The organism is uncultured Lentibacter sp. (genome assembly GCF_937123735.1).
Classification (GTDB): domain Bacteria; phylum Pseudomonadota; class Alphaproteobacteria; order Rhodobacterales; family Rhodobacteraceae; genus Lentibacter.
The window spans coordinates 1-17,167 of sequence record NZ_CAKZKL010000013.1; the positions used below are offsets into that span (position 1 = coordinate 1).

Here is a 17,167-nt window from a genome sequence, read left to right on the forward strand (position 1 = left end):
ACGGGCGCGCGCGGGTGCTTTATGCGATTGCCCGTCTGGTGCAGAAGCACAGCCGCTTGTTTGCGGTGCTGGAGACGCTGGACAACGGCAAGCCCATTCGCGAGAGCCGCGATATTGATATCCCCTTGGTTCAACGGCATTTTTACCATCATGCGGGCATGGCGCAGCTGATGGAAAGCGCGCTGCCAGAGGCGGAGGCGCTGGGCGTGTGCGGGCAGATTATCCCTTGGAACTTCCCGCTTCTGATGCTGGCGTGGAAAGTCGCGCCAGCCTTGGCGATGGGCAATACCGTGGTCTTGAAGCCTGCGGAATACACCTCGCTGACAGCCCTTCTGTTTGCCGATATCTGCCGTCAGGTGGGGCTGCCCAAGGGGGTGGTCAATATCGTTACCGGCGATGGCGCTGTGGGAGAGATGATTGTAAACCATAGCGATATCAATAAGATAGCTTTCACGGGTTCCACCGAAGTGGGCCGCAAAATCCGCGCGGCGACGGCGGGGAGCGGCAAGAAGCTGACGTTGGAGCTGGGCGGAAAATCGCCTTACATCGTGTTTGATGACGCCGATCTGGACTCAGCCGTGGAAGGGCTGGTGGATGCGATCTGGTTCAACCAAGGGCAGGTCTGCTGTGCGGGCAGCCGCCTTCTGGTGCAGGAGGGCGTGGCGGAGACATTCTACGCCAAGCTCAAAGCGCGGATGGCAAAGCTGCGTGTTGGGTCGCCCTTGGACAAATCAATCGACATTGGTGCGATTGTGGACCCTGTGCAGCTTAAAACCATTGAAAGCATGGTGGCTGGCAATGATGAAGGAAGTGTTTACGCAGCACCCGTGACCCTGCCGAGCGAGGGGAGCTTTTATGCGCCCACGCTGATCACCGGGCTCTCGCCATCCTCAAAACTGATGCAGGAAGAGATATTCGGCCCCGTGCTTGTGGCCACGACTTTCCGCACGCCCGCGGAGGCGGTGAGCCTCGCCAACAACACGCGCTACGGGCTGGCGGCGACGGTGTGGAGCGAGAATGTGAACCTTGCGCTCGACATTGCGCCCAAGCTGGCGGCGGGGGTTGTCTGGGTGAATGCGACGAACCTGTTTGACGCCGCCGCAGGCTTTGGCGGCGTGCGCGAAAGCGGCTTTGGCCGCGAGGGCGGATGGGAGGGCCTGGCGGCCTACACAAAGCCCAAGGGCCGCGTGAAAGCGCTGTCGAAAACCGCGCCGAACGCAGGCAAAGGCGGGCCGGAAACAGGCGCGCTCGACCGCACCGAAAAGCTCTATATCGGCGGCAAGCAGGCGCGGCCTGACGGGGGCTATAGCCGCGAGGTTTTTGCCAAGACCGGCAGGCTTGTGAGCCAAGCGCCGATTGCCAACCGCAAGGACATTCGCAACGCTGTGGAAGCGGCGCGGAATGCGGCGGGCTGGAGCAAGACAACGGGGCATCTGCGCGCGCAAGTGCTTTATTTCATGGCGGAAAACCTTGAGGCGCGGGGGGCGGAATTTGCCCGTCGGATTGACGCGATGAAGGGCGGCAAGAGCGGCATGAAAGAGGTGGAGGCCTCTGTGAAACGGCTGTTTTCCTATGCCGCCTGGGCCGACAAATATGATGGCGCTGTGAAGGGTGTTCCGATCCGGGGCGTGGCGCTGGCGATGAACGAGCCTGTGGGCGTGATCGGCGCGTTTTGTGACGATGCGCTGCCGCTTCTGGGGCTGGTTTCGGTGATGGCGCCGGCGCTGGCGATGGGCAACCGCTGTGTGCTTGTGGCGAGTGAGCCTTACCCGCTGGAAGCGCTGGATTTCACCCAGATATTGGAGACATCAGACGTGCCTGCGGGGGCTGTGAACCTTTTGTCGGGCAGCCACGCGGAGCTGGCAAAACCGCTGGCCAGCCACATGGATGTGGAGGCTGTCTGGAGCTTTTCAAGCAGTGATATTTCAGCCGAGATCGAGGCTGAAAGCGCCAGCAACCTCAAGCGCACATGGGTGAACCACGGGCAGGCGCGCGACTGGCTTGGCGCGGCGGGCGAGGGGCGGGAGTTCCTTGCGCAGGCGACAGATGTAAAGACTATCTGGGTGCCTTATGGCGCGTGAGCGGGTGGTGGGTTAACACCCACCTTACGCAGCGCACAGGTTGGTTAACGGCGCGGGAAGCCGCTGATTCCGGGGGGGTGATATGCGTGCACTTTGCGTGCACCACGCGTGCACCGGGTGAATCGCCGTTTTGTTAACGGAAAACTAGTTAATGGAGCGCGCGGTGCGTAGGGAATGCGCACGCGGGTTGGGAGGTGCGCAGTGAATGCGCACGCAGGAGAGTTGAGGTGCGCAGTGAATGCGCACGCAGGAGAGTTGAGGTGCGCAGTGAATGCGCACCCTACGGATGAACACGGGGGCTGCGTGATTTGGCGCGTGTTGGATTTGGATATTTGTTGAAAGAAAAAGAGGGGCGCGAGCGCCCGTCTAGAGGCCTTCGGGCTGGCCGACGACTGTGAAGCTGAGAAGCTCGGGCTTGAGCCGCTCGCGGGCGACGCGGTTGATCTGTTCCAGCGTCACGGCGTTCACCCGGTCATTGCGGGTGGCGATGTAATCGGTTCCCATGCCCTGCATTTGCATTCCGACGAGGATATTGGCGATCGGGCCGTTACCGTCAAAGCGCAGGGGGTAGGCACCTGTGAGGTAGGTTTTGGCGTCTTGCAGCTCTTGTGCGGTGACGCCCTTTTCGGCGAGGTGGGCCCATTCGGCGCGGATGACCGCGATGGCCTCGCGGATTCGGTTGTTGGCAGATTGCACCGAGCCCACCCAGACATCGGCCCCATCTTTGCCAACCAGCGAGGCGTAGACACCATAGGTGAGGCCGCGCTTTTCGCGCACTTCCTGCATGAGGCGGCTTTCAAACCCGCCGCCGCCGAGCACCACGCTGAGCAGATAGGCGGCGAAATAATCGGGGTGATCAAAGGCTATGCCGGGTTGACCGAACATGGCCACGGACTGCGGTGTCTCAAAGGGGATCACCAGGGTGCTGCCGTCAAAGACGGGCGCGGCCTTGGCGGGTAGGGGCGCGCCGGTTTGGGGGAGGCCGGCGAGGAGCTTGTCGAGCGCAGGGCCAAGCTCGGCGCGCGATATATCGCCCACCACGCTGATATAGAGCCTATCCTGCGCCACGGCGGCCTCAAAGGCGGCGCGGATATCGGCCCTTGTGAGCGCTGCGACACTTTCCACTGTGCCGCTTCTGTCGGAGCCATAGGGGTGGCTGCCGTAGAGGCGCTGGTTGAAGGCTTTGCCGGCAAGGCTTGTCGGGTCTTTTTCATCAGAGCGAATGCCGGAGATAACCTGCGCGCGCACGCGTTCTATGGCGTCGTCGTCAAAGCGTGGCTCGGTGAGGCTGAGGCGCAAAAGCTCGAGCGCCTCGGTGCGGTTTTCTGTGAGAAACTTCGCGGAGACGGTGAGGGTATCATCGTAGACAGCATAGGAAAAGGAGGCGGCGAGGCCATCACGCGCCTTGGCGAAACCGCGGGCATCGAGCGCGCCTGCGCCCTCTTCGATCAGCGCTGTCATCAGGTTTGTCACGCCGCGTTTGCCGTCAGGATCAAGCGAGGCCCCGCCCCTGAAGCGCAGTTCGAGCGCCACAAAGGGAATGCTGTTTTCCTCCACATGCCAAACGGTGAGCCCGGCCTCTGTTTTGAAGGCGTCAATGGTGACGCCGGCAGCGGCAGGAAGGCTCAGAGCAAGGCTAAAACAGGCGGCGAGGAAAGCCTTCATGATGCGTCTTTCTCTTCTTTCATCAGGTAGCCGGTGACGGCGCGGTTGCGGTTGAACAGTGCCTTGCCGGCTGTGATGATCTCTTCAGGCGTGATGGATTTGAGGATGTCGGGCCATTCTTGCACATCGGCAATGGTGAGGCCGCTGGTGAGGGCGCTGCCATAGACATTGGCCAGCGCGCCCACATCATCGCGGGCATAGATCAGCGCGGCGCGGATCTGCATTTTGATGCGCTCCAGCGCCGCGAGATCAACCGGCTTGGAGAGGAAGCTCTGAATGGCATCGTCCATGGCGCTTTCGGCCTCGGGCAGGCTCACCCCGTCGGCGGGCACAATGATCACCGTGAAACGGGTGTCGTCCAGCGCTTCGCCATCATAGAAGGCGGCGGTGTAGACAGCTTTCTGCTCTTGAAACTGGAGCCGTTCGGCGAAGTAGGAGGTGGTGCCGCCCCCCAGCAGCTCAGCCAGAAGGGTGAGCGCTGCGGCCTCGCGCTGATCCCCGGCGTCACGCTCGGGCGCGAGGTAGCTGCGGCTCACATAGGGCTGGGCCACGCGCGGATCACGAAAGATCAGTCGACGCTCGGCCGTCTGGGGCGGCTCGGCAGGGCGGATGCGCTCGGAGAGCTCCGGATTAGGCTCTAACACACCGTAATATTGCTCGGCCAGCCTGCGCACGCCTTCGGGGGTGACATCACCGGCCACGACGAGCACGGCATTGTTGGGTGCATAGAAGCGTTTGTAATATTCGAGCGCGGCTTCAAGATCGAGGGTGACCATTTCATGGCGCCAGCCGATAACGGGAACACCATAGCGGTGGTTGAGATATTGCGCCGCGTTCTTTTGTTCGCGAAAGAGCGCGGCGGGGCTGTTCTCGACACGCTGGTTGCGCTCTTCGATGATCACCTCGCGCTCGGTGAGGATGTCTTCTTCTGAGAGGCGGATATTGACCATACGGTCGCTCTCCATACGCATCATCAGCTCCAGCCTGTCGGCGGCGACGCGCTGGAAATAGGCGGTGTAATCATAGCTTGTGAAGGCGTTGTCGCGCCCGCCGTTGCGCGCCACTGTGGCGGAAAGCTCGCCCGGGGCGAGCGTATCTGTGCCCTTGAAGAGCAGGTGCTCCAGAAAATGCGCCACACCAGAGGTGCCGGGAAACTCGTCGGCAGAGCCGGCGCGATACCAGACCATATGGGTGACCACGGGGGCCCTGTTATCTTCGATGACCACGACATCCATGCCGTTTTCAAGCGTGAAGTGGGTCACCGCATCTGTGATATCGGCCTGCACAGGCAGGGCAAACCCGAGGCTGGCGGCGAGAGACATGAGAAAGGCGCGCATCAGATCACTCCAAAACAGATCACACTCAACATAGAGGTGCCGCAGCCCGCATCAAGCACCAGCCTCCTTGCTGACGCAGATGTGAGCCATGGCTCATTCGTTGGCAGGCGGGGCTGCCGGGGTGCGCAGGCCGGCCCGGCGAAAACGGTTCCAGCTGGCGTAGGCGTCCAGCGTTTCGCGCGCATAGGCTTCGGCGTAGCGGTCGGTTTTGATCAGGCGGATCTTGGTGAAGCGTGATTGGCGGCGGCGGAAGGCCTCATCCTCGGTGGCGAGGCTCTCGCGGATGTTTGCGATGCCACCATTGCGGCGGGCAAAGCTGACCAGGCCGGCATCTGTGGCAGGCACGCCTGTGGCGCTCGCGGGCTGCGGTGTGCCGCCCAGTGCGGCAATCCCTTCGGCGCGCGGGTCGCGGTCTGTCAGGTTGCGGCCCCCGGGCGTGGGGGTGGGCAGGTTGGCGTAATTGGCAGGGGCTTGCAGCCTGTTGCTGGGCAGAATGCTGAATTCGTCAGGCCCCTCATTGGGCTTGTCCAGCGCGCGCATGGAGATATCGCGGCCGCCTTGTGAACAGGCGGCAAGCCCCAGCACTGCGATAAGACTGATAACAAGATGTGGCCCGCGCATCATGCACCTCCAAGTGAGTTGGTCTTGTCTTAGCGCGTTTTGCAGGAGAGGTCACGAGGGCTTTTGCGCTGTCTCGCCCGAGGTGAACAACACCAGCCCGGCGGCTCCGACAAAAACGGCTATATCTGCGATATTGAACGAAAAGGGATTGTGAAAGCCGCAGCAGGACATGTTGAGAAAATCTGCAACGGCCCCGTAGATGACGCGGTCTATCACATTGCCAAGTGCGCCGCCCACCAAAAGCCCGGCCGACACCCGGCCAGCCCGGCCCGGCGCCTCATGCGCGATCCAGAAAAAAACGGCTGCCGAAATCACCAGCGCCACCGTGATCAGAACCCAGCGGGTCAGGTCGCTGTCCTCGGCGAAGAGACCAAAGTTCACCCCGTAATTCCACGCCATGCGCAGGTTGAGATAGGGCGGCCAAACATCAATGGCGAGCCGCTCGGCAAGGTTGAGCCAATGGACCACATAATACTTGGAAACCTGATCGGCCAGGAAGGTCAGCAAAGCCACCCAAAACATACTGCGCATCATACCCTCCCGCCGCGAGCCCGTGCGGCTCTCTTTTGCATGTGCCTAAAACGTTTTTTGCAAAAAATAAAATGTAAATTCGTGTCAGGGAGCCGGCGCGCCTGGGCCCATCAGGGCAAACCCGCGCGCCGGACCAGACGGCCGGGGCCTCAATGTCTGAAATGGCGCATTCCGGTCATGACCATGGCAAGGCCGGCCTCATCTGCCGCGGCAATCACCTCGTCATCCCGCATGGAGCCTCCGGGCTGGATCACCGCTGTCGCGCCGGCTTCGGCTGCGGCCAAAAGCCCGTCTGCAAAAGGGAAAAACGCATCCGAGGCCACAACAGAGCCTTGGGCAAGGCTCTGGGGCAAGCCACAGTCCTGTGCCATCCGCGCGGCTTTGAGCGCGGCGATGGTGGAGCTGTCCACACGGCTCATCTGGCCCGCCCCCACCCCGACGGTGGCGCCGTCCTTCACATAGACAATCGCATTTGATTTCACATGTTTGGCCACGGTCCAGGCGAACAACATATCGGCCATTTCTTGCGCGCTGGGCTGGCGTTTGGTGACAATCTTGAGGTCTTTTGGGGTTAGGTGGCCCACATCTTTGTCCTGCACGAGCAACCCGCCCGCCACCTGCCGGTAAGACAGGCTCGCGGCGCGGGGGTCGGCCAGGGCGCCTGTTGTCAAAAGCCGCAGGTTCTTTTTCTTGGCAAAAATACTCATGGCCTCTTCATCAGCCCCGGGCGCAATCACCACTTCTGTGAAAATCCCGGCAATTTCTGCGGCGGTTTTTCCATCGAGCGGTTGGTTGAGGGCAATGATGCCGCCAAAAGCTGAGGTCCGGTCACAATCAAAGGCGCGCTTGTAGGCTTCAAGCAGCGTGTCGCCCCGGGCCACGCCACTGGGGTTGGCGTGTTTGATGATCGCCACGGCGGGGCCCTCTTCGGGGGCAAATTCGCTCACCAGCTCGAAGGCGGCGTCGGTGTCGTTGATGTTGTTGTAGCTCAGCTCCTTGCCTTGGTGCTGGGTGGCCGTGGCCACGCCGGGCCGCGCGGAGCCGTCGGTGTAAAAGGCGGCTTGCTGGTGTGGGTTTTCGCCGTAGCGCAGGCTTTGGGCCAATGTGCCGGCAAGGGCGCGGCGGCGGGGGGTCTCTGCGCCGATGGCGCTGGCCATCCATGTGGAGACAGCGGTGTCATAGGCAGCGGTGCGCGCATAGGCCACCTGGGCCTGGCGCTGGCGGAAGGCGTAGCTTGTCTGGCCCTCGTTGGCGTCCAGTTCGGCCAGAAGCGCGGCGTAATCCTCCACATCCACGAGGGTGGTGACAAAAGCGTGGTTTTTGGCGGCGGCGCGGATCATGGCGGGGCCGCCGATGTCGATATTCTCGATCATCTCGTCATAGGCGGCGCCGCGCGCCAGAGCGGCCTCAAAGGGGTAGAGATTGACCACCAGCAGGTCGATTGGACCGATTCCATGGGTGTCCATGGCCTTGGTGTGCTCGGCATTGTCGCGCAGGGCGAGGAGGCCGCCGTGCACATTGGGGTGCAATGTCTTGACGCGGCCATCCATCATTTCGGGGAAGCCCGTGATCTCTGCCACATCCTTTACAGGCAGGCCGGCCGCGCGCAGGGTCTTGGCGCTGCCGCCTGTCGAGAGCAGCTCAACGCCGCGGGCGTGCAGCGCCTGGGCCAGGTCAACAAGGCCGGTTTTGTCGGAAACGGAGAGAAGTGCGCGGTGCACCTTGGCGAGAGAAGTCATATGGGGGTGGTCCTTAGCTCAGATCAATTTCATCGCGCTTTGTGTCGCGCAGGGCGATGGCGCTGTCATGCGCCTTGGCCAGCGACCAGCGGATGCGGGTGGCATACTCCATTGCGCGCGCAGAGAGAACGACTTGTTTCGTCGCACGCGGCTTGAGGCGGCCTGTTTCAAGGTAAACGCTTGGTTCCAGGCTGATTTCGGCGTTGGCCTCGCTGCGCAAGACCCATATTTCACCGCTGCGCAGCCCGAGCGAGACGGCGGTGCCGCCAAGGTCCATGGTGGCCTCCACCTCCGGGTGCAGGTGAAACCGGATCTGAAACAGCAGCCCAGCATCCACCGCCCGGGCGAGGGCCTTGTCAAACAGGGCCTTGTCACTTTGGGTGACGGCGAAGAGCATGTCTTCTCCGGCCAGCTCGCGCCCGTCGGAGGCGAGTTCGAGCCGGCGGGCATGGGTGAGCCCATGGGTGCGTTGCCAACCGTTGTGCCCGCCCTCAAAGCGCTGGCCCGTGCTGATCGGACCGATTTCAACCGGCACATGGCTTGGCCCTGAAGACATCAGCTCGGTGCCGTCGCGGGCCGTGTGGCCAAGGCGCGACGAAGAGACCCCTTCAATGCAAAGCGTGCTGTGCGAGGGGGTGGCGCGGCCCGCGCGCCGCCAATCGGCCCCAAAACAGGCACCGGACCCACAGTTCACAATCACCGGACGGCGGCCGGAGGTGAGCTCGAAAGCCAGGGTCGAGGCATGGGCGTTGTGGCTGGTGCGCCCCTGTGGTGGCAAAGCTGCATCAATGATCAAGGTGCTGCGCCCGCCCGAGAGGCGCGCGTAGCCCATGGACAGCCCTTGTGGCACGCCTGCCCGGACGCCGGACGCGGCAAGTGCTTGCTCCAGACGGCCTTCGACACCTCGTCCGCCCCCTTGAAACCGGGCCAGAGCGCCATCGGCGTGGCGCAGGCTGCGCAGCACCGGCGCAATGCGCAGCAGGGCGGCTTCATGGGCGGGGGCGACCTGCCGGCCGGTTTCGCGCAGCGCAAGTGCGGACCAGGACAGCAGCATGAAGACTTCCAGGAGCTCTTCGGGGTTGCGCGTGGGCAGGCCGCCTGTGGCGTCGATCTGGCGCGTGCATTCGCGGCACAGCGCCGCTTCGGCGGGGCCGATGAGCGCCTCCATGCCTTCCAGGGAAAGCGCCGCGTGGAGCAGACCCGAAAGCGCTTCAAAGCGGGCCAGACCGGGGCGGGCGGCGTGCCAGCGGCGGGCGAGAAAGCGGGTCTGATGGGCCAGCGAGCGAAAGAACAGGTCGGCCTCGGCCTTGTCGCGGTGTTGCAGCAGAAAAAACCCGTGGTTGATCCAGCGGATCAACCGGCGGCCGGTGAGATCGGGGGTCCAGCCCGGACCTGTGCCGCGCCCGAAGCGGGCCAGCCATTGCCAAACCCATGTCTGGGCGGCTTCACGGGCGGGGGGATCGCCCAGGGCTGCAAGATCATCGAGCCAGCCACAGCCCTGGGCCTCGGCCCGAAACTCGGGGCTGGCGGGCAGATCCCAAAAGGTGGCGCGGGGCCCGGACAAAAGCTGGCCGGCAAAGAGGTAATTCCCGGCGAGCAGCTGTTTTCCGCGTGAATAGAGACCGATTGTGCGCGGTTCGGGCGAAGAGACAAAGGCGGTGGGCGCAGCGGAATAGCCTGTCATGCGCGCCGCGAAACGGTTGAGCAGGCGCGTGCTCACCGCGCCGTAAGGATCTTTTTGAAACATAACACTCTGCCCTCTGCGCCCCTTGAGACGTCTTTGAGGCAAAGTTTACACAGCTCGGGCGGTTTGGTCACCTTGAAAACGCGCAGCGCTGGCGGCTGTGGTCAGGCGCGGTTGAGAACGGCCATGTAAAAGCCGTCCATGCCGCCGGTGTCGGGCGCAAAGTCGGGGCGCAGGCGCAAGCCGCCCTCGGAGGTGATCCAGGCCGGATCTATGCCGGCGCGGGCAAGGGCTGCGGTGTCGGCGCGAAACTCCGGGTGGGTGTGCAGGAAATCTTCCACCTGCACCTCGCCCTCGTCGGGAAGCAGTGAGCAGGTGCAGAACACGAGCCTGCCGCCAGGGCGCACGAGCGTGGCCGCATGGGCGAGCATCTCTGCCTGAAGCGCGATCAGCGCGCCGAAGTCTTCGCCGGTTTTGGCGTGGGGCAGATCGGGGTGACGGCGGATCGTGCCGGTGGCGGAGCAGGGGGCATCCAGCAGCACCGCATCATAGAGGCCGCTGTGCGCCAGCGCATCTGCACAGACCAGCTCTGCGGCAAGCTGTGTGCGGGTGAGGTTTTCGCGCACCCGTTTGAGCCGTGATTCGGACGCATCCAGCGCGGTGACTCGGGCGCCGGCGCCGGCGAGCTGCATGGTTTTGCCGCCCGGAGCGCAGCACATGTCCAGCACGGCTTCGCCCGGCTGCGCGTTGAGAAGTTGTGCGGGCAAGGCCGCAGCGCTGTCTTGCACCCACCAGTCGCCGGTGGCAAAGCCTGCGAGCGCCGTGACCTGCCCGGGCTCGGACAGGCGCACCGACCCTGTGGGCGTGAGGGTGCCGCCGAGCCGCTGCGCCCAGCCCTCCGGATCGGTTTTGACCGTGAGATCAAGCGGTGCGCCGGCCAGGTGGGCCCCTTCCATTGCGGCCACAACCGGGGCGGTATAGGCCTCTATCAGCGGGGCCCGCAGCCATTTTGGCAGGCGCGGTGCGCGCAGGATCTTGATCTTTTCGGGGGCCTCGGCGGCGATTTTGCGCAGAACCGCATTCACCAGACCTTTCATGGCGCCGTATTTTTTGTGCTTGCTCACCAGCGTGACCGCCTCATTGACCACGCCGTGGGCATCGCCGCCATGGGCGAGTTCAATGGTGGCCAGGCGCAGCAGGTTCATCACATAGGGTGCGGGGGGCTTGCGCAGGTGGGACTTGAGCAGCTTGTCGGCGCGTTCGAGGTTGCGCAGGGTGTCATTGGCCAGGCGCAGTGCGCGTGCCCGCTCGGCCCCGTTGAGCGCTTCAAGCCCCCGCTGGGTCACGGACTCCGACAGCAGGCGGCCCTCGGTGAGGACCTGATTGAGCATGAAAAGGGCGGCTTGGCGGGGCGTGGGCATGAGGTGTCCTTGGCAATGGGCTGGTTGCGGCATATATCAGGGCAAGCCTGAAAGGAATATCAGATGTCAGAGAAGAGCGAGTTGCCCGAAGCCGCCAAACGCGCCTTGGCCGAAGCTGAAGCCCGCCGCAAAGAGCGCGAAGCCGAGCTGGCGGCGCGGCCCAAGGAGCTGGGAGGACGCGATGGACCCGACCCTGCGCGCTACGGCGACTGGGAGAAAAAGGGCATCGCCATCGACTTTTGAAGAGGTTTTGCGCCGCGGCTTCGCCGCGTCGCGGTGTGCGCTGGCAAGCGAGCGCACCTGGGGGCTTTGCCCCCTAGATTCAAAAGCCTGAGGGCTTTTGAATCATTCCCCCAGGATATTTGGGGCAATAAGAAAGGGCGGGTCGGGGTTTTGGTTTAGAGGCCGAGCACGTCGATCATATCGTATTCGCCGGGGGCTTTGTCTTGGCCCCAGAGGGCGGCTTTGAGCGCACCGCGCGCGAAGACGGAGCGATCAGACGCGATGTGGCGCAGGATAATGCGCTCACCCAGGGCGGCGAACATCACGTCGTGTTCGCCCACGATGTCGCCGCCGCGGATGGCGGAAAAGCCGATATCGCCGCGTTTGCGCGCGCCTGTGAGGCCGTCGCGGCCAGAGTCTGACACATCTTTGAGCGTAACGCCACGGCCTTGCGCTGCGGCCTCGCCGAGCATGAGGGCGGTGCCGGAGGGGGCATCGACCTTTTGGTTGTGGTGGGCCTCGATCACTTCGATGTCGTAGTCTTCATCGAGCGCGGCGGCGACCTTTTTTGTGAGCTGGGTGAGCAGGTTCACCCCGAGGCTCATATTGCCGGCGCGGATGATGACCGCGTGGTGGGCGGCGGGGGCGAGCTGTGCGATTTCGCTTTCATTCATGCCGGTTGTGCCGATGACGTGGACGGCGCGGGCCTGTGCGGCGAGAGCGGCGAAGGCCAGCGTTGCGGCGGGGGCGGTAAAGTCGATCACCGCCTGGGCGCGCGCGAAGCTGGGGAGCGGGTCGCTCTCGACCGCAACACCGATCTCGCCGAGGCCGCAGAGCGCGCCGATGTCCTGGCCGAGGGCTGCGCTGCCGTCCCGCTCGATGGCGCCGACGAGGCGGGCCTTGCCGGACTGCACCACTGTTTTGACGAGCATCTGCCCCATGCGGCCTGTGGCCCCTGTGATGACGATTCCTGGCAGGTCTGACATGGCTTGGCTCCGGTAAAATTTTGCTGAGATGCTCATAGCGCAGCCATGGGCGCTTGGCAAAACCTTGCTGAGCGGTTAGGTGCAAGGCATGGGAAAGAACAAGTTTCATGACGGCGATGGCCCGTCACAACGGCAGCTGCGGGTGGGAGAGCTCATCCGCCGAACGCTTGCGCAGGTGTTGGCGCAGGGCGATATCCATGACCCCGAGCTCAACCGCCTCTCCATCACCGTGGGGGAGGTGCGCTGTAGCCCTGACCTGAAGATTGCCACGGCCTATGTGATGCCGCTGGGCGGCACGGGGCGCGAACATGCGATTGAATACCTCGCGCGCAACAAGCACGAGCTGCGCCGCATGGTGGGCAAGAAGGTGGGGCTGAAGTTTACGCCTGATCTGCGCTTCCGGCTGGATGCGACCTTTGATCAGATGGATGCCACGCGCGAGATGTTTGCGCGCGATGAGGTGAAGCGTGATCTGGGCGGCTAGAGCCCTGTTGCTGCTGTTGCCAGCGCTTTGGGCGGGGGGCGCGCGGGCCGGGTTTTGCGAGGACCGCCTTTACGCCGGGCGCTCCTACACCATTTGCGAGGCGGATGCGGCGCGCGACGAGATCCGGCTATTTCTCAGAGACGGGCAAGACAGGCTGCTGGGGCAGTTTTTTGCGGTTGAAGACCTTTTGAAGGCTCAGGGCAAGCGGCTGGGCTTTGCCATGAACGCGGGCATGTATCACGAAGACCGCAGCCCTGTGGGCCACTACCGCGAGAACGGTGTGGAGCTGATGCGGGTGATTCCCAATGCGGGGCCGGGAAACTTCGGCTTGCTGCCCAACGGGGTGTTTTGCATCCGGGCGGGGCGGGCCGATGTGATCGAGACCCGGCGCTTTTTGCGCGAGGCCCCGCAGTGTGACCATGCCAGCCAGAGCGGACCCATGCTGGTGATTGACGGGGCGCTGCACCCGCGGTTTCGCGCCGGCAGCACCAGCCGTTATCTGCGAAATGGTGTCGCCACCAGCGCGGATGGGCGGCGGGCGGTGTTTGTGATTTCAAACGAGCGTGTGAGCTTTCACGAGATGGGCAGTTTTATACGCGACGCGCTCAAACTGCCGCAGGCGCTTTACTTTGATGGCAATGTGAGCCGCCTCTATGCGCCCGATATGGGCCGTGCGGATGCGGGTTTTTTGCTGGGGCCGATTGTGGGCGTGGTGACGGCTGCGGATTGACGCGCCAAACGCGCTGGGCTAGGGCGCTTTTTTGACTTGAGGATGAGCAATGGGACGCAAACGCAAGGGGCGTGATATTTCGGGCTGGCTCGTGGTGGACAAGCCCGCCGGGCCGACATCGACCGCCGTGGTGAACAAGGTGCGCTGGGCGCTGGGAGCCAATAAGGCGGGCCATGCGGGCACGCTTGACCCGGAGGCGACAGGCGTGTTGGCCGTGGCGCTGGGCGAGGCGACCAAGACAGTGCCTTACATCACCGATGCGCTGAAGGCCTATGTGTTTGACGTGAAGCTGGGTGAGGCGACGAACACAGATGATGCCGAGGGCGAGGTGATTGCCTGCTCCGACACGCGGCCCTCTGACGCGGAGATCAAGGAAGCGCTTTTGAAGTTTGTCGGCGATATCGAGCAGGTTCCGCCGAAATTCTCGGCGGTGAAGATTGACGGGGAGCGCGCTTACAAGCTGTCGCGTGCGGGAGAAGACATCACCCTTGCGGCGCGGCCCTTGTATGTGGATGAACTCACGATGATCGAGCGCGCAGATGCGGAGCATGTGACGCTGGAGATGGTCTGCGGGAAGGGCGGTTATGTGCGCGCGATTGCGCGGGATCTGGGCGAGGCGCTGGGCTGCAAGGGGCATGTTTTGCGCCTGCGTAGGGTCTGGTCCGGGCCATTTGAGGCCGAGGGCGCGCTGAGTTATGAGCAGATCGAGGTGCTGGCGAAAACCCCCGAGCTTGACGCCCATGTGCTGCCTTTGGAAGTGGGCCTTGCGGATTTGCCCGAGGTAAAGGCCAGCGAGCCGGGCGCAGCCAAGCTGCGCAACGGCAACCCCGGAATGGTTTTTGCAAGTGATGTGGAATATGGCGACGAATGCTGGGCCAGCTATCAGGGCAAGGCCGTGGCTGTGGGCGTCTATAAGGCCGGGGAGTTGCATCCGAGCCGTGTGTTTAACCAGTGAGGGTCATGATGCCGACTGTTGTGAGATCAAAACTGTTTTTGGGCTTTGTGGCCGTGCTTCTGGCGTTGGGCATGGGCTTTGGCTTTGCGCAGATGCGCGGGCATGAGCACGGGGCGCACCATGGCCACGGCGCGGGGCATCGGCACGATATGGGGGCTATGCCCGGCCTTAAGGGGCGCGATGCGACGGAAGAGGAAAGCGAAGAGCTTGCCGTGATGTTCCGCCGCTTTGAGGAGATCAGCCGCAGCGTGGAAAACCTGCCCAACGGTATTCGCACCGTGACTTTTGCGCAGGACGAAGAGCTGATGGGTGTTGTGGCGAGCCATGTGATTGGCATGATCGACCGTGTGGACGAGGGGCGCGACCCTGAGGTGATCATCCAGTCGCCCACGCTGGATATTCTCTTTGAGCGGCGCGCGCGTATCGTGACGGAGATGGACATGACGGATGAGGGCATTGTTGTGATTCAGACGAGCGACGACCCCGAAGTTGTTGCCGCGCTCCAGACCCACGCTGCCGAAGTGAGCGCGATGGTGGAGCGTGGCATGGAGGCCGTGCACGAGATGATGGCCGCGCGGGAGCGTTAGGGCCTAGCGCGCGGGCAGAGGCACGAACTCTGTGTTGTCATCAGGCGGGAGCTGGAAGCGGCCGTGGGCCCAATCGCCTGCGCGCCAGGCTTCTTTGGCGGCGTCGATTTTGTCGCGCGAGGAGGCGACGAAATTCCACCAGATGTAGCGGGACTGCCCGAGGGTTGCGCCGCCCAGCATCATCAGCCGTGCGCCCTCTGGCCCGGCCTTGAGCGAGAGCGCATCGCCGGGGCGAAAGACCATCATGCGGCCCGCCTCGAAGGTATCGCCAGCCACGGTGACGCTGCCTGAGGTGACGTAGACGCCGCGGTCTTCGTGGTTGTCCGGCAGGGGGATGGCGGCTTCGGCTTTAAGCACGACATCGGCGTAGAACATCTCCGAGAAGGTCTTGGTGGGCGCGGTTTCACCCCAGGCGTTGCCGAGGATGAGGCGGACTTGTTTGCCCTCGCCCTCAAGGAAAGGGAGCGCCTCTTTGGGGTGGTGCTCAAAGCCAGCGTTTGTCTCTTCGTCTTTCTCCGGTAGGGCGACCCATGTCTGGATGCCAAACAGGTCGCTCTGGCCTGTGCGGGTGTCTTCGGAGGTGCGCTCCGAGTGAGTGACGCCGTTGCCGGCGATCATCCAGTTGACCTCGCCGGGGTAGATCATCTGGTTGGTCCCCAAGCTGTCGCGGTGCTGGAACTCGCCTTTGTAGAGATAGGTCACGGTGGCGAGGCCGATGTGCGGGTGGGGGCGCACATCAATGCCCTGACCTGTGAGAAACTCGGCTGGCCCCATCTGGTCAAAGAAGATGAAAGGGCCGACCATTTGCCGCTTGGGCGAGGGCAGCGCGCGGCGGACTTCAAAGCCGCCAATGTCGCGCGCGCGGGGGATGATGAGCGTGTCGATGGCATCAACGGCGCTGCCTTTGGGGCAGTGGGGGTCGAGTGTTGGGTTCCAGCTCATGTCTCTCTCCTCTGTGTTGCGGTGAGGAAAAGATGGGGCCAAAAGCGCTCTGCGGCAAGCTGCGCGGATGCACAGGGCTTGTGCGCCTAGAAGATCAGGCCCCAGAGAATGGGCAGCAAAAGCGCTGTGGCCAGCGCGTTGAGGCCCATGGCGAGGCCGGAGAAGGCGCCGGCGGTTTCATTCACTTGCAGCGCGCGGGCGGTTCCGATGCCGTGGCTGGCTGTGCCGATGGCGAGGCCGCGCGCGCGCCAGTCTTTCACACCAACGAGGTTGAGCAACAGCGGGCCGAACATGGCCCCGAAGATGCCTGACACGATGACAAGCACGGCTGTGAGCGAGGGCAGGCCGCCCAGCTCTTTGGCGATGCCCATGGCGACGGGGGCTGTGACGGACTTGGGCGCGATGGAGGCCATGAGCGCCTCGCGGCTGCCGGCCACCCAGAGCACGGCCACGGCCGAAGCCACGGCAGCCAGCGAGCCTGTGAGCATACTCGCGCCAATCGCGAGCCAGGAGGCGCGCACATGATGCCACTGGCGATAGAGCGGGATGGCGAGCGCCACCGTGGCGGGGCCAAGCAGGAAGTGAACGAACTGCGCGCCCTGAAAATAGGTGAGATAATCTGTGCCTGTCAGGGCCAGCACAGCCACCACAAGCGCGACCGCGCCCAGCACAGGGTTGAGCAGCGGGTTGCGCCCGCCCTTTTCAAACACCCAGCTGGCGGCCTGAAAGGCGACAAGCGTGAGGGTGAGGTGAAAGAGCGGCGAGGCAGAGAGATAGACCCATGTTTGCGCAAGGTTAGTCATGGGTTTCTGCCTTGCCGAGCCAGCGCATCATCAGCGCGGTGATGACAATGGCGAGCGATGTGCTAAGCGCCACGGCCAGCGAGAGGGGCAAAAGCGCCTCTGACAACAGGGCACTGTGCATGATGATCCCTGTGCCAGCAGGCACGAAGAGCAGCGACATATTGCGCAAGAGGCCCTCGGAGGTGCTGGCGAGCGCCTCTGGCACATGGCCACGGACAAGCAGGAAGGCGAAGAGAATCGCCATGCCCAGAACGGGGCCGGGCACGGGCAGGCCAAGCGCCTGGGCCGCCAGCTCGCCCAGAAGTTGGCAAGAGAGAATGAGAGTGAGATAGCCGATCATGTGCACCTCCGGACTGACACGCACCTTAAGCGCCCAGCA

17 protein-coding genes are annotated in these 17,167 nt (G+C 63.4%); 6 read left to right on the forward strand and 11 right to left on the reverse strand.

Features of this window, described 5'->3' with window-relative positions:
- A partial coding sequence (locus tag Q0478_RS04075) for an aldehyde dehydrogenase family protein (protein ID WP_298676477.1) occupies positions 1-2,081 on the forward strand: 2,081 nt, incomplete at its 5' end.
- A gap of 366 nt (positions 2,082-2,447) precedes the next feature.
- Here Q0478_RS04075 and Q0478_RS04080 read toward each other — a convergent pair.
- From Q0478_RS04080 to Q0478_RS04110, 7 genes are all read right to left on the reverse strand, one after another.
- Positions 2,448-3,746, reverse strand: coding sequence for a pitrilysin family protein (locus Q0478_RS04080; protein WP_298676480.1), 1,299 nt, complete (start codon positions 3,744-3,746; stop codon positions 2,448-2,450).
- Positions 3,743-5,068, reverse strand: a complete 1,326-nt coding sequence (locus Q0478_RS04085; protein WP_298676539.1) for a pitrilysin family protein — start codon at positions 5,066-5,068, stop codon at positions 3,743-3,745. Before Q0478_RS04085 ends, Q0478_RS04080 begins: the two co-directional genes overlap by 4 nt.
- Before the next feature lie 108 nt (positions 5,069-5,176).
- A complete protein-coding gene (locus Q0478_RS04090; RefSeq protein ID WP_298676481.1) occupies positions 5,177-5,704 on the reverse strand; it encodes a DUF3035 domain-containing protein in 528 nt (175 codons plus the stop codon).
- A gap of 51 nt (positions 5,705-5,755) precedes the next feature.
- On the reverse strand, positions 5,756-6,235 hold the full coding sequence (lspA, locus tag Q0478_RS04095; RefSeq protein WP_298676483.1) for a signal peptidase II: 480 nt from the start codon (positions 6,233-6,235) through the stop codon (positions 5,756-5,758).
- Positions 6,236-6,384: 149 nt separating this feature from the next.
- Positions 6,385-7,974 (reverse strand): bifunctional phosphoribosylaminoimidazolecarboxamide formyltransferase/IMP cyclohydrolase, encoded by a 1,590-nt coding sequence (purH, locus tag Q0478_RS04100; RefSeq protein ID WP_298676485.1) that lies wholly within the window; start codon positions 7,972-7,974, stop codon positions 6,385-6,387.
- A 13-nt stretch (positions 7,975-7,987) separates the two neighbouring features.
- Positions 7,988-9,721, reverse strand: a complete 1,734-nt coding sequence (locus tag Q0478_RS04105) for a heparinase II/III family protein (RefSeq protein ID WP_298676487.1) — start codon at positions 9,719-9,721, stop codon at positions 7,988-7,990.
- 101 nt (positions 9,722-9,822) lie between these two features.
- On the reverse strand, positions 9,823-11,079 hold the full coding sequence (locus tag Q0478_RS04110) for a transcription antitermination factor NusB (protein WP_298676488.1): 1,257 nt from the start codon (positions 11,077-11,079) through the stop codon (positions 9,823-9,825).
- A 63-nt stretch (positions 11,080-11,142) separates the two neighbouring features.
- Here Q0478_RS04110 and Q0478_RS04115 point away from each other — a divergent pair, with 63 nt between their 5' ends.
- Positions 11,143-11,322 carry a DUF1674 domain-containing protein gene (locus Q0478_RS04115; RefSeq protein WP_298676490.1) on the forward strand — a complete coding sequence of 60 codons (180 nt, stop codon included), beginning with the start codon at positions 11,143-11,145 and terminating at the stop codon, positions 11,320-11,322.
- Positions 11,323-11,477: 155 nt separating this feature from the next.
- Here the strand turns inward: Q0478_RS04115 and dapB are convergent, their stop codons facing one another.
- Positions 11,478-12,287 carry a 4-hydroxy-tetrahydrodipicolinate reductase gene (gene dapB / locus Q0478_RS04120; RefSeq protein WP_298676492.1) on the reverse strand — a complete coding sequence of 270 codons (810 nt, stop codon included), beginning with the start codon at positions 12,285-12,287 and terminating at the stop codon, positions 11,478-11,480.
- An 88-nt stretch (positions 12,288-12,375) separates the two neighbouring features.
- Here dapB and rbfA point away from each other — a divergent pair, with 88 nt between their 5' ends.
- Genes rbfA through Q0478_RS04140 form a run of 4 tightly spaced genes read left to right on the forward strand, consistent with a single transcriptional unit; the run spans position 12,376 to position 15,043 of the window.
- Positions 12,376-12,771 carry a 30S ribosome-binding factor RbfA gene (gene rbfA / locus Q0478_RS04125; protein WP_298676493.1) on the forward strand — a complete coding sequence of 132 codons (396 nt, stop codon included), beginning with the start codon at positions 12,376-12,378 and terminating at the stop codon, positions 12,769-12,771.
- On the forward strand, positions 12,758-13,501 hold the full coding sequence (locus Q0478_RS04130; protein WP_298676540.1) for a phosphodiester glycosidase family protein: 744 nt from the start codon (positions 12,758-12,760) through the stop codon (positions 13,499-13,501). The genes rbfA and Q0478_RS04130 overlap by 14 nt, the downstream gene beginning before the upstream one ends.
- A 49-nt stretch (positions 13,502-13,550) precedes the next feature.
- Positions 13,551-14,456, forward strand: coding sequence for a tRNA pseudouridine(55) synthase TruB (gene truB / locus Q0478_RS04135; RefSeq protein WP_298676495.1), 906 nt, complete (start codon positions 13,551-13,553; stop codon positions 14,454-14,456).
- Positions 14,457-14,464: 8 nt separating this feature from the next.
- Positions 14,465-15,043 (forward strand): hypothetical protein, encoded by a 579-nt coding sequence (locus tag Q0478_RS04140; RefSeq protein WP_298676497.1) that lies wholly within the window; start codon positions 14,465-14,467, stop codon positions 15,041-15,043.
- Positions 15,044-15,046: 3 nt separating this feature from the next.
- Here Q0478_RS04140 and Q0478_RS04145 read toward each other — a convergent pair whose 3' ends face one another.
- The 3 genes from Q0478_RS04145 to Q0478_RS04155 form a co-directional block, all read right to left on the reverse strand.
- Positions 15,047-15,985: a pirin family protein gene (locus Q0478_RS04145; protein WP_298676499.1), complete on the reverse strand. Its 939-nt coding sequence runs from the start codon at positions 15,983-15,985 to the stop codon at positions 15,047-15,049.
- A gap of 86 nt (positions 15,986-16,071) precedes the next feature.
- A complete protein-coding gene (locus Q0478_RS04150) occupies positions 16,072-16,788 on the reverse strand; it encodes an LrgB family protein (protein WP_298676500.1) in 717 nt (238 codons plus the stop codon).
- Complete coding sequence (locus Q0478_RS04155; protein ID WP_298676502.1) at positions 16,781-17,128, reverse strand: CidA/LrgA family protein; 348 nt, start codon at positions 17,126-17,128, stop codon at positions 16,781-16,783. Before Q0478_RS04155 ends, Q0478_RS04150 begins: the two co-directional genes overlap by 8 nt.
- Positions 17,129-17,167 lie beyond the last annotated feature (39 nt).